This is a genomic window from Larkinella terrae, from assembly GCF_009668025.1.
Lineage (GTDB): Bacteria > Bacteroidota > Bacteroidia > Cytophagales > Spirosomataceae > Larkinella > Larkinella terrae.
Map to the genome: position 1 here is coordinate 319,889 of NZ_WJXZ01000004.1, position 13,189 is coordinate 333,077.

Sequence of the window (13,189 nt, forward strand, 5' to 3'; positions counted from 1 at the left end):
ACCGTTCCTAATTTTTTTCCAAATATTATTCTGTGCGGAAACGGGCGGTTTTCTCTTCTGACGCCTTTGGAAAAAGCAGCTTTCTTTCTAAAATGCAAAAAGCCAGCGTGGTGATAACTGGCCTGCTTCGGTAGTGATGCAATAAACCGGCCGGTAACCAAGTTTGAAAGTGGACGGAGTTCTTCCGTATCTTTGAGGATTACTTTGACCAGCTTTGTGCATGCGCTTTCATTACCGGGTTTTCTTCGTCTTTTGTTGGTATCTTTTTGGGAAACCGGGTGAAGTGACGGCGCAAAAACCGCCAAAACGCGAATTTCGGGCCGTTTGGATTGCCACGGTCGATAACATCGACTGGCCGAGCGTCCGGGGAATGTCGTCCGACAGCCAGCGAGCGGAGTTTATCGAGCTGCTGGATCAGCACCAGCGGGCGGGTATCAACGCCGTGGTGGTCCAGATTCGGGCGGCTGCGGATGCGTTCTACGCCAAAAGCACGGAGCCGTGGTCGTTTTGGCTGACGGGGCAGCAGGGGCGTGCGCCGGTGCCTTTCTACGATCCGCTCGAATTCATGATTCGGGAAACCCACGACCGCGGCATGGAGTTTCATGCCTGGTTTAACCTCGACCGCGCCACGTTCAGCAAACTCTCCCGCGTAACCCCCGACCACATTAGCCTTCGAAAACCGGAGTGGATGCTGCAATACGGTGGCCGGAAACTATTCAACCTGGGCCTGCCCGAAGTGCGAAATTACGTGACCGGCATCGTGACGAATATTGTCCGAAATTATGACGTTGACGGCATTCACTTCGACGACTATTTTTATCCGTACGGCGAACCGGGGCAAGTGGTGCATGACGAAGCGACCTACAAAGCGTATTTCAACGGGATGAACCTGGCGAACTGGCGCCGGGAAAATATTAACATCCTGATTTTGCAGCTCCGGGATTCGATTCGCGCCATCAAACCGTTTGTGAAGTTTGGCGTCAGTCCGTTTGGCGTCTGGAAAAACCGCGCTCAGGACCCCGAAGGTTCGCAGACCACGGGCGGTTTAACGTCGTATTTTGATTTGTATGCTGACACGCGCAAGTGGGTTCGCGAAGGCTGGGTCGACTACATCGCTCCGCAGGTGTATTTCAGCACGGATTTTCAGAAAGTGCCGTACCGGTTGCTGGTCGACTGGTGGATTAAAAACGGCTATAACCGGCATCTATACATTGGTCAGGGCGCCTTTCGGATAAACCGCTCCACGCCCCGCGACCGCGCCTGGAACGATCCGAACGAAATGACGACCCAACTGAATTACAATCGCCAGTTTCCGCAGATTCACGGCAGTATTTATTTTAGCTCGAAGTCATTGACCGACAACCTGAACGGCGTCCGGGATACGCTGCTGACGAACTTTTACCGGTTCCCGGCGCTCATTCCGACCATGCCCTGGAAAGATCCCGAACCGCCCCTTTCGCCGAAAGAATTAAAGGCGAATCCGACGGCTGAAGGCGTTGAATTGTATTGGCAGCAACCCGGTCCGGCGCCCGACGGCGACAAAGCCAGCTATTACGTTGTGTACCGGTTTGACCGAAAAGATAAAATTGATACCGAAGACCCCACCCATATTGTGGCGATTTGCGTCGGTGAACAAACTACGCGCTTTATCGACCGAACCGCAGCGCACGATAACCGGTATATCTACGTCGTTACCGCGTTGGATCGTCTGCATAACGAAAGCGCCCCGATTCAGGTGAACGTCCGCGTCCCGGAACCGTAGAGACGCGATTAATCGCGTCTCAGTCTCAGATGGAATAGCCTGAGGTAGTAATAGTAGAAAATGGTGGTGGAAATGGAGACGCGATAATGATGGATGAGACGCGATTAATCGCGTCTCTACGTGCAAAAATTTTAAACGGTTTTCAGGAACGCCAACCCTTTTACGGCAATGTCTTCGCCGGAGGCTTCGATGTCGCGCCAGATGGCGGCTGCTTTGGCGATCGCTTTTACTTCGGGCGTGAACGACTCAATTACGAGCTGGCCTTTGAAATCAATATCTTTCAGCGCCTGGCGGATCGAATCCCAGTCGATGTGGTCGTTGCCGGGAATACCGCGGTCGCAGCCGCAGCTGTGGAGCAGTTCCAGCCGCGATCCGGCTTTGCGAATGGCGTCGGCCTGGAATTTTTCTTCGATGTTCATGTGGAACGTGTCGAGGTGCAGCCGCACGGCGTCGTTGTCCACCAGATTGGCGAGTTCAATGGCTTGATCGGCCGTATTGATAAAGTCGGTTTCGAAGCGGTTCAACGGTTCGAGTGCGATTTTAAGGCCTTTGCTCTGGGCATAAGCGGCCAGTTCTTTCAAATTTTTAACAACGGCTTTTTGCTGCTCGGCGTACACATCTCGGGGTGTAGCTTCGGCGCGGCCCACGCTCGAGTACAGCGGTCCCACCAGCATTTCGGCGCCAATGATTTCCATGACATCCAGCAACCCTTTCAAATACGTCATGGCGTTTTGCTGCTGTTCGTCGTCCCCGCGAAAATCCCGCTCGGGACCCATCGCTGCACAAACCGTCTTACAGCCGAGGTTGGCGTCGAGGAGGGCTTGTTTGACCAGTTGCGGATCGACGTTGGCGGGATCTTCCAGGCCGATTTCAACGGTGTCGAAACCCCATTCAGCAAATTTTGTAAACCACTTCAAGCTCTCATTCGTGAAGGGTGACGTAAACAAAAACGTGTTGATACCAATGGTGTACATGCGATTGATTTGTTAGGTTCCGGCTTTACCGCAGTTTTCGAGTTTCGGAAACTGCGCGGTAAACCGCTCGTGGCCGTTGTTTTTCTCAGAAAGCAAAGGAATATCGACCCGGTTTTTACTGTATTCAGGGAATAGGTTAGCCTTTAGAATTCATCATTTATTAACTCAAGTATCTAACAATGAGTCGATAATTCTAACGCATAAACTTAAAACGGATCAACTAATTCTGCCGGATTTCAGTAGGTATATTGCTGAGTAACCTCGGCCATAACGTCGTCTACCGGGCGGGAATCGGCAAAAAAAGAAACAATTTTCAGGAGAATTCCTTCCACAACGGCGTCGGGGCAGGAGGCTCCGCAGGTCAGCAAAACCGTGACCGGTTTTTGATCCGGGAGGAAATTCTCCGTGACCACCTCCTGTTTCGTGTGGAGATCAAAATGCCGGATTAAATCACGCGACAGGATTTTTTGCTCTGTTTCAATGAAATAGGTCGGTAGCTTTTCGTTGCACAACTCGACGATGTGCTGGGTATTGGAGCTGTTGTAACCGCCTGCCACCACGGCAAAGTGCGCCGGGTTGGTCAGCAAATTGTAGGTCGAATCCTGGTTGTCGTTCGTCGCGTAGCAGAGCGTGTCGCGGGTGTTGGCAAAACGGTTGTCGACCTCCTCCGGCATCAGGCGGTAATGATGAATCATGACGGTTTTCAGGAAGTCGGCGATGTACTGCGTGTCCGACGCCAGCATCGTCGTCTGGTTCACAACGCCGATGCGCTGCAAATCCCGCTCCGGATCAAAACCGTCAGAATACTGCCCCGCAAATTCGTCATAAAACTGCTCTTTAGACGATTCGCCGGTGATGTACGTTGCCAGCCGCTGCGCCTGTTTCAGGTCTTTGACGACCACCGTTGGCGCGGCTTCTTTGCTATGGGAAAATGTTGCGCGGGTTTCCTCGTGCGACGGTTTTCCGTGTACTACCACCGTATAATTTTTCTGCCCGATCTGCCCGGCTTTGTTCCAGACTTTTTCGACGAATGGGCAAGTCGTGTCGTATTGCTCGACGTTCAGGCCAATGTCGGTTAGCTTCCGCTGAATTTCGATCGTTGTCCCGAAAGCCGGAATCACCACCACGTCGTCGTTATGTAATTCGTCCCAAGGAACGATCTGTTTCCCGGACGTTTCCATGATAAATTGTACCCCACGTTCCTGCAAATCCCGGTTAACGTCCGGGTTGTGAATCATTTCACTCAGCAGAAAAATCCGCTTGCCGGTGTTTTCGGCAATGGCTTTATACGAAATTTCAATTGCATTTTCGACGCCGTAACAAAAGCCAAAATGCCGGGCTACCAAAAACCGCACCGGCCCAAAATCCAGCAGCGTCGGCGTAAAATCGCGCTTCAATTTATCGCGCTTCCGACGGAGTTCTTTCAGGGGACTAATAATATGGCTGCGGTAATATTCCGGTATATTGAAGGCTTTCATTCACTTAAAATTAGACGGACATCGTCAGAAGAACACAAGGCGGAAGTGCTTCGTTCAGGCAAAAACCGGCGGATCAGGATAGGGTGGTCAGACGGCCCAGAATATCGTCCAGATACTCCCGGCTGTTACTCAGGCGCGGCACTTTATGCTGACCGCCGAGCTTACCCCGGGTTTTCATCCAGTCATAAAAAGTCCCCCGCGGAACCGCGTGAACGATCGGCGAATGCAACACCATATCGTTGTACCGCTTGGCGTCGTAATCGGAATTGACCTGCCGGAGCGTCTGATCGAGAACGTGGCAAAAAACGTCGAAATTGTTCGGTTCGCTCGAAAACTCGATCACCCATTCATGCCGGCCATTGGAGCCGCTGCCCATATAAACCGGTCCGGCGGTATAGTCGCTCACCGTGGCTCCGGTGGCCGCACAGGCCCGCGTAATGGCGGTTTCGGCATTTTCAATGATGACTTCCTCCCCGAACGCATTGATAAAATGCTTGGTTCGCCCGCTGACTTTCAGCCGGAACGGATGGCGTGACGTAAACCGGACGGTATCGCCCACGCGGTAGCGCCAGAGACCGCCGTTGGTCGAAATCACCAGCGCGTAATTTTTATTCAGTTCGACTTCTTCAATCGTCAGAGCTTTCGGGAAAGGTTTGTCGGCTTCTTCCATCGGCACAAATTCGTAGAAAATGCCGTAATCCAGCATGACCAGCATTTCACCGACGCGCTTTAAATCATCCTGAATGGCGAAAAAACCTTCCGATGCGTTGTAAATTTCAAGATACCGGATTTCGTTAGACGGAAACACTTCGTTGGCAAACAACTCGCGGTAGGGCTGGAAAGCCACAGCTCCGTGAATGAACACCTCAAAATTCGGCCAGACTTCCAGGATATTCTGTTTGCCCGTTAACGCCAGGACTTTTTCCAGCAACACCAGCGCCCAGGTCGGTACGCCCAGAATACTCGTGACGTTTTCGCGGGCCGTAATTTCGGCCATGCGGTCGATTTTTTCCTCCCAGCGGTCCATCAACGCCACCTCGATCTGGGGTGTGCGGATGTATTGGGCCCAGGGCGGCAGGTTTTTCATTACGACGGCCGAAACGTCGCCCGCGTAACCGTGCTGGCCGTACGGATTTTCGTGTAAACTCCCGCCGATCGACAGCCCTTTGCCTTCAAACGCTTTGCTTTCGGGATTATTGGCGACGTAGAGCGCCATCATGTCCTTGCCACCCCTGAAATGGCTTTCGTCGAGTGATTCCTGCGAAACCGGAATGAATTTGCTGCGGGCGTTGGTGGTGCCCGACGATTTGGAGAACCAGTGAATGCGCGACGGCCAGAGCAGTTTCTGTTCTCCGCGCATGGTCCGTTCGATGTATGGAAACAGATCTTCGTAGGCCGAAACCGGTACCCGTTCCTGAAAATCACGAACCGTCCGGATGGAATCGTACTGGTGTTTTTTGCCCCATTCGGTGTGCCGACCCTTGCTGATGAGCTGACGAAAAACCGCCTGCTGTACTTCGCCGGGGCGTGCCATCATCGCTTCAATGCGTGGCACACGCCGGAGCAGCAGCCATTTCAAGGTCGTATTCAGCAGGGTCATACGCGGAGCAGTAATTCGGAAGTAAACTTACTAAAAATGTTGTACTTAGCAGAACTTTGCTTCATAACCTGATTTGGCGGCTTATTGTTCTTTCAGCCCCATATTCGCTGGAATGGGAAGTTACGGCACTTTTTTTGGTATAAAAGATAGAATAAATTTCCTTTGTAACAGACTCCGATTCCCATTCCCTGTATGAAAGTAGTTAAAGCCCTTTTTTGCCTGCTTATTTCGATCAGTCTGACGGTTGCATTAAATCAGCAATGGGGAACGGTTCCGGCATTCGGCCGTTTGCTGAGCCCATTCGAGGGGTTTTGGCAAAACGCGGAAACCGCTGATCCGGTCGCCGGAAACAATATAAGCTTGAAAGGAATTCGGGAAGAAGTCACGGTTTTATACGACGATCTGCACGTTCCGCACGTTTTTGCCAAAAATGATTTCGACGCCTATTTTGCGCAGGGCTACATCACCGCCCGCGACCGCCTGTGGCAGATGGAATTTCAAACCCACGCGGCTGCCGGACGGATTTCGGAACTGATCGGCGACCGTGCTCTCGAACTCGACCGCTACAACCGGCGGCTGGGTATGACCTACGGAGCCGAAAAATCGCTGGAAGGCATTTCGCAGAACCCGAATTCGAAATTGGTGCTGGAGGCTTATTCTGCGGGGATTAACGCGTATATCGATCAGTTGAAACCGGCCACTTATCCCATCGAATACAAATTGCTGGGCTACTCACCCGAACCCTGGACGCCGATCAAGGTGGCGTTTCTCCTCAAACAAATGACGCAGACGCTGGCCGCCGGGGCCGACGATCTGATGATGACCAACATCCGTCGGCACCTGGGTCCGGCCCTGACGGCCAATCTGTTTCCGGACTACCCGTTTAAAGAAGACCCGATTATTCCGGCCGGGACGAAGTGGGATTTTACACCGCTTAAACTGCCGACTCCCCCCGCAAACTCTGAAACCGACAGCAGTGTTGCGCTGAATTGGCAACCGCACGATCCGGCCATTGGCAGCAACAACTGGGCCGTTGGCGGGCAGAAAACCGCTACCGGTTACCCGATTCTGGCGAATGATCCGCACCTGAATTTGAGCTTGCCATCGATCTGGTACCAGATTCAACTGGTGACGCCCACGATGAACGTGTACGGTGTTTCATTGCCCGGTGCGCCCGGCGTCATCATCGGTTTTAACAAGGATATAGCCTGGGGCGTCACCAACGTCGGAGCCGATGTGCTGGATTTCTACAAGATACGGTTTCGGGATAACCGGCGACAGGAATACTGGCACGACGGCAAATGGAAACCGGTTCAACGGCGTGTGGAAGTCATTAAAGTAAAGGGAAAACCGGCGCTTTCCGACACGGTATTATATACGCACCACGGTCCGGTCGTTTATTTGCCGGAGGAGAAACCGTTTCGGGACAACATTCCTACCGGCTACGCGGTTCGCTGGATTGCGCACGAAGCCGACAACGGCATACAGACGTTTTATTTGCTGAATCGGGCTAAAACCTACGATGACTACGTCAAAGCCTTGTCGTATTATTCGGCTCCGGCTCAGAATTTCGTATTTGCCAATGCCGCCAAAGACATTGCCATTTCGCCCAACGGGCGGTTTCCGCTGAAATGGCGCGATCAGGGCAAGTTTTTGCTGGATGGAACCAAGGCCGCCAACGACTGGCAGGGCTGGATTCCGGCGGCCCAAAACCCACGCGTGAAAAACCCGCCGAGGGGCTTTATCAGTTCGGCCAATCAGTCGTCGACCGACCCGACATATCCGTATTACATCAACTGGGAGTTTGAAACCACCGACCGGGGGATGCGGATCAACGACCGGCTTTCGGGGATGCAAAAGGTAACGGTGGACAGTATGCGTCGGCTGCAGAACGATGTGTTTAATCATCAGGCGTCGAAATTTCTACCGGTTTTGCTGCCGCGAATTCAGGAAACCGGTTTGACGGAACAACAGAAACTGGCGCTAAAAACCGTACGGCAGTGGAATTACCAGCAGGACACGGCCTCGATTGCCGGCACCATTTACATGGACTGGATCAGTCGGCTGGAACATGATATCTGGGCCGATGATTTCCCGGATAAAGACGACCAGCCGATGCGGTTTCCGAATTCCGACCGAACGCTGCAACTCATCACCGAAGAACCCAACGCCCGCTGGTTTGACAACGTCGCGACAAAAAACCGCACCGAAACCATCGGAGAAATTGTCACCGCCAGTTTTCAGGCCACCGTCGATACTTTGGCCAAACGGCACGGTGCTCTGGGCAAAACCTGGGCCTGGGCGGACCACAAAGGCACCGGAATCCGGCATTTGATTCCCGGTCTGGATGCGTTCAGCGCGTTGAATGTGCAGATTGGCGGTGGCCCGAGAATTGTCAATGCGGCTGGTCGCCGGGCGGGGCCGTCGTGGCGGATGGTGGTGCAAACCGGTCCGGCGGTGAGTGCCTACGGCGTTTTTCCCGGTGGCCAATCCGGCAATCCCGGCAGTCCATATTATTTGAATATGCTCGAAACCTGGCGGAAAGGTGACTTATACGAACTGCTTTATTTTAAATCGGTAACCGAAAAAAATCCGCGTATCAAATCTACCCTGACCCTGAGCCGTTGAAAACCATGCTGCCTTTTTTAGTAATTGCTGTATTGAGCGCGGTTGCGCAGTTCTTTTTGCCCTGGTGGAGCATTGCTCTGGTGGCGTTTGGTGTTTGTTTCTGGCGAAGCCGAACCGGCTGGCGGGCGTTTGGCAACGGTTTTTTGGGCATTGCGGTGGTTTGGTTTGTCTATGCGCTGATCATCCATTTGCAAACCGGCGGTATTCTGACGGGCCGGATGGCCGAACTTCTTTTCAAGACTAAAACGCCCGTTCTGTTACTCCTGATTACCCCTTTGATTGGCGGTTTGGTGGGCGGTTTGGCCGGATTGGCGGGGCGGCAGGTCCGGGCGGTTTTTGCCGGAAAACCGTAAGCCAGCGTTCCCCGGTCTGTATTCTGATTGTTGTGTAACTAGTAAATCGTACCTTTGTAAAATCATTAATCCATTAATTAACTGTTTCTTGTGAAAAACGCATCTCTTGTTTTAAACGCCGTACTAGCGGTAGCCGTAGCAGTTTTGTATTACCTGCACTTTTCAGAAAATAAGACCACAGAACCTGTTTCTGCCACCTCAACGAAATCGGAGCCCACCCGCAAGACGGTTTATGTCAATGTCGATTCGCTACTGACGAACTACGAATATTTTAAAGATACCCGGAAGGTTCTGGAAAGCAAACGGTTTCAGCTCGACAACGAATTGAATAACAAAGGGCGTTCGCTGCAAAATGAAGTGGCTTTTTTCCAGCAACGTGCGCAGACGATGACAATGGAACAGGGACGGGCTACGGAAGCGGCTTTGCAAAAGAAACAGCAGGATCTGGTGGCTTATCGCGACCGGATTATTCAACAACTGAGTCTGGAAGAGCAGAAAAAAAATGAAGAGCTCTACAACCAGATTTACGATTACCTGAAAAAAATGAACAAGCAGAATCAATATGATTTTGTGATGGGTTACTCAAGAGGGGGCGGAATTCTGTACGCGGATAACTCACTGGATGCGACCAAAGCCATTATTGCGGGTCTGAATAAAGAATACCAGGAAAAGCAGACCAAAAAATAACGCACAGATTCTTATTGAAATCAAGGCTCCACCAGACAGATGGGTGGAGCTTTTTTTGTGCCGTTAAAAAAATAAAAAAGAAATCGGTCCGGTTTTTTAGAATGCCAACTGGAATACGGCATAAAATTTGTGAAGCCAATGATAAGGTTGTATGTATGGACAATCATTGCAACTATAAAGTCCGTTAGACTTTGAATAGAAACGTGATTAGTAAACTGTACTTGTTGTTATATTCTTACTGACATAAGGCGCGTAAGAATGAAAATATCCTGGGGAATGCCGGTGGGTACAGAAGGGTCTTGAGGCTGTGATTCGGCTGTACGCCTTACCGGTAAGGTTAAACACCGGCTTCACCAGGGATTTATTTTGGATTGATAAAATTATCAATCATTTGATACCTCGAAGGACACTTCGGGGTATTTTTATTTACAAAAAGGTAATTTTGACTTACAATTTAAAAGCAAATCGGTTCAATAAGCTGTCGGCGCTCCACTGGCCGTTTGGTTATACAAGAAAACCGCTGTCTGATTACCCAATTGACTATCTTATAATTATGTCTGATAAAACACTGGCTAAACACATCGAAATCCGGAACCGCCGGGCTTCGTTTGAATACTTTTTTCTGGAAACCTTTAGTGCCGGAATCATGCTCACGGGTACGGAAATCAAATCTGTGCGGCAGGGAAAAGTGAATCTGGGCGATGCATACTGCCTGTTCCTGAACGAAGAGTTGTATGTTCGGCAAATGCACATTTCTCAGTATACGGAAGGAACGTACAATAACCACGAACCACTTCGTGATCGAAAACTGCTGCTGCAAAAGCGGGAGCTGAAACGATTGGTTAATAAGCTGACGGATCAGGGGCTGACCATCATTCCAACGCGGCTCTTTATCAACGATCGGGGGTTTGCCAAACTGGAGATTGCGCTGGCCAAAGGAAAAAAATTATACGATAAACGCGATTCAATTAAAGAACGGGATGTATCGCGCGAGATGAGCCGGGAGCACTATTGAGTGTTTAATTGCATCAACTTTTTGAGAATCAGAGCGTTTTAAAAAAATATCAATTATTCGCGGGAGTGGTGTTTTTTATGATGAAATATCGTTAACTTGCTCAGGAATGAAAGGAGTCTGATGCATCTTTATGGGTAGGAAAGTCCTGGTACTAAATCAAGATTATAGTGCTCTGGGCATCTGTTCTGTACCAAAGGCGTTCTTGTTAGTCTACCTGAACAAAGCAGAACTGGTTGCCAAATCTCAGGGTTTCGTTCTGCGCACTGTAGACGATGAATACCCGTCTCCCACCGTAATCCGCCTTCACCGGTACATCCATCTGCCCTACAAAGGGGTAATGCTCAATCGTCAGAATATTTTCAAACGTGACGGAAACCGCTGCCAGTATTGCGGTAAACATGAAGACCTGACGCTCGACCACGTTATGCCCAAATCGCGGGGCGGCAAAACCAATTGGGATAACCTCATTACCGCCTGTAAGCGCTGCAACTCCCAGAAAGGCGACCTGACGCCCGAGGAAGCGGGCATGAAGTTGTACCAGAAACCGTTCAAGCCGTCTTTCCTGGTTTTCCTGCGCGATTTTTCCGGCTCCGTCGAAGAGACCTGGATGCCTTTCCTCGCGACCAAACGCGAAAAAATGTACTAATCGCCCGGCTGCTTCGGCGATGTGCTTGTGCAAAAATACTTTTTTTGCATGCTTGACTATTTTCCAGAAAAATTTGCTATTTTTGCACCTCCATTTTTGGGGCAGTGCCTCCAATGTAAACTAAAAGTCAGCCAGGAAGGCCCGGGGGCTGATGTATGAATGGGCTACAACCAAACTTTTATGAGCAAAACGCAAACACTGCCTGATTTTGATTGGGATAAGGCAGACAACCGGGGTTTTGGTAGCGGCTACTCAGCGGCAGAACGTGACCGTCTGGCTGAGCTGTACGATAACACCCTGGCGCAAGTAAACGAAAAAGAAGTAGTGATCGGAACCGTTGTCGGGATTACCGACCGGGAAATTATTTTGAACATTGGTTTTAAATCGGATGGTCTGGTTCCGGCGTCGGAATTCCGGGATCTGCCCGACATGAAAATCGGTGATGAAGTTGAGGTATACGTAGAAAATCAGGAAGACCCCAACGGTCAACTGGTGTTGTCGCGCAAGAAAGCCAAAGTCATCACAGCCTGGCAGAAAATTCAGCGCGCTCTGGACGAAGATCTGGTGATCGAAGGCTTCGTAAAACGCCGGACCAAAGGTGGTCTGATTGTCGATATTTATAGCATTGAAGCTTTCTTGCCCGGTTCGCAGATCGACGTGAAACCGATTCGCGATTTCGACGTGTTCGTCGGCAAGAAAATGGAAGTGAAAGTGGTGAAAATCAACTACGCCAACGATAACGTGGTTGTTTCGCATAAAGTCCTGATCGAGAAAGATCTCGAAGCGCAGCGTCAGCAAATCCTGAACAACCTGCAAAAAGGTCAGGTGCTGGAAGGTGTGATCAAAAACATGACCAACTTCGGGGTGTTTATCGACCTCGGTGGTGTCGATGGTCTGCTGCACATCACGGATATTTCGTGGGGCCGCATCAGCCACCCGTCGGAATTGCTGCACCTCGATCAGAAAGTCAACGTCGTGGTTCTGGATTTCGACGAAGACAAAAAACGGATTTCACTGGGTATGAAGCAGTTGCAATCGCATCCATGGGATTCGCTGCAGGAAAACATCCAGATTGGTTCGAAAGTAAAAGGCCGGATCGTCAACGTGGCCGATTACGGTGCGTTCCTCGAAATCATGCCGGGTGTGGAAGGTTTGATCCACGTTTCCGAAATGTCGTGGTCGCAGCACCTGCGCAACCCGCAGGACTTCCTGAAAGTTGGCGACGAAGTAGAAGCCGTTGTGCTGACGCTGGATCGGAACGATCGCAAAATGTCGCTCGGTATCAAGCAACTGACGGCTGACCCCTGGTCACGTCCGGAGCTGGTGGAGAAATACGCCATCGGTACCAAACACAAAGGCGTGGTTCGCAACCTGACCAACTTCGGTTTGTTCCTCGAACTGGAAGAAGGCATTGACGGTCTGGTACACGTATCGGATTTGTCGTGGACGAAAAAAATCAAGCATCCGTCCGACTTCATCAAAGTAGGTGAAGAACTGGAAGTAATTGTTCTGGAACTGGACGTTGAAAACCGTCGTCTGGCGCTGGGTCACAAACAACTGGAAGAAAATCCGTGGGATACGTTCGAAACCGTATTCACGCCGGGCTCCGTTCACCGTTGTACGATCCTGTCGAAAAACGATAAAGTGGCAACGCTGGAATTGCCGTACGGAATCGAAGGTTTTGCCGCACTGAAAAACCTGCAGAAAGAAGACGGTACGTGGGCAGATGTTGGCGAAACCGTTGACTTCAAAGTTCTTGAATTCTCGAAAGAAGAGAAACGCATTATGCTGTCACACTCAAAAACGTGGCAGGAAAAAGGCGAAGATCGGAAACCCGAGAAACGTCAGGCAACGGTTGCCAAAGCGCCGACTTCCAGCAAAGAGCCTGAGCGCGCAACCCTGGGTGACCTGGATGCACTGGCCGCTCTGAAGGAACAGATGGAAGGCCGTTCTTCGAAAGGAGAATAAGTTGTAAATTTTTAAAATGCCGCGCTGACTGGAATGAATATTGTAGTAAATTTGCGGCAGAATAAGCAGTCGAAGAGT

At 50.8% G+C, this 13,189-nt stretch carries 10 protein-coding genes; 7 read left to right on the forward strand and 3 right to left on the reverse strand.

Going from position 1 to position 13,189, the window contains the following annotated elements:
• Window positions 1–220: 220 nt before the first annotated feature.
• Complete coding sequence (locus GJJ30_RS08430) at window positions 221–1,762, forward strand: glycoside hydrolase family 10-like protein (RefSeq protein WP_154174708.1); 1,542 nt, start codon at window positions 221–223, stop codon at window positions 1,760–1,762.
• Between the two features lie 131 nt (window positions 1,763–1,893).
• Here the strand turns inward: GJJ30_RS08430 and GJJ30_RS08435 are convergent, their stop codons facing one another.
• The 3 genes from GJJ30_RS08435 to GJJ30_RS08445 form a co-directional block, all read right to left on the reverse strand.
• A complete protein-coding gene (locus GJJ30_RS08435) occupies window positions 1,894–2,736 on the reverse strand; it encodes a sugar phosphate isomerase/epimerase family protein (RefSeq protein WP_154174709.1) in 843 nt (280 codons plus the stop codon).
• Between the two features lie 236 nt (window positions 2,737–2,972).
• A complete protein-coding gene (locus GJJ30_RS08440) occupies window positions 2,973–4,214 on the reverse strand; it encodes a 4-hydroxy-3-methylbut-2-enyl diphosphate reductase (RefSeq protein ID WP_154174710.1) in 1,242 nt (413 codons plus the stop codon).
• 73 nt (window positions 4,215–4,287) lie between these two features.
• Window positions 4,288–5,814, reverse strand: a complete 1,527-nt coding sequence (locus GJJ30_RS08445; protein ID WP_154174711.1) for a GH3 auxin-responsive promoter family protein — start codon at window positions 5,812–5,814, stop codon at window positions 4,288–4,290.
• A gap of 192 nt (window positions 5,815–6,006) precedes the next feature.
• Here GJJ30_RS08445 and GJJ30_RS08450 point away from each other — a divergent pair, with 192 nt between their 5' ends.
• The 6 genes from GJJ30_RS08450 to rpsA all read left to right on the forward strand — a co-directional run bounded on the left by GJJ30_RS08450 (window position 6,007) and on the right by rpsA (window position 13,111).
• A complete protein-coding gene (locus GJJ30_RS08450) occupies window positions 6,007–8,442 on the forward strand; it encodes a penicillin acylase family protein (protein WP_154174712.1) in 2,436 nt (811 codons plus the stop codon).
• A gap of 5 nt (window positions 8,443–8,447) precedes the next feature.
• Window positions 8,448–8,795, forward strand: coding sequence for a hypothetical protein (locus tag GJJ30_RS08455; RefSeq protein WP_154174713.1), 348 nt, complete (start codon window positions 8,448–8,450; stop codon window positions 8,793–8,795).
• Between the two features lie 90 nt (window positions 8,796–8,885).
• Window positions 8,886–9,482, forward strand: a complete 597-nt coding sequence (locus tag GJJ30_RS08460) for an OmpH/Skp family outer membrane protein (protein ID WP_310588214.1) — start codon at window positions 8,886–8,888, stop codon at window positions 9,480–9,482.
• A 553-nt stretch (window positions 9,483–10,035) separates the two neighbouring features.
• On the forward strand, window positions 10,036–10,497 hold the full coding sequence (gene smpB, locus GJJ30_RS08465) for an SsrA-binding protein SmpB (protein ID WP_154174715.1): 462 nt from the start codon (window positions 10,036–10,038) through the stop codon (window positions 10,495–10,497).
• Window positions 10,498–10,627: 130 nt separating this feature from the next.
• A complete protein-coding gene (locus tag GJJ30_RS08470) occupies window positions 10,628–11,143 on the forward strand; it encodes an HNH endonuclease (protein ID WP_154174716.1) in 516 nt (171 codons plus the stop codon).
• A gap of 180 nt (window positions 11,144–11,323) precedes the next feature.
• Window positions 11,324–13,111, forward strand: coding sequence for a 30S ribosomal protein S1 (gene rpsA, locus GJJ30_RS08475; RefSeq protein WP_154174717.1), 1,788 nt, complete (start codon window positions 11,324–11,326; stop codon window positions 13,109–13,111).
• Window positions 13,112–13,189: the final 78 nt, after the last annotated feature.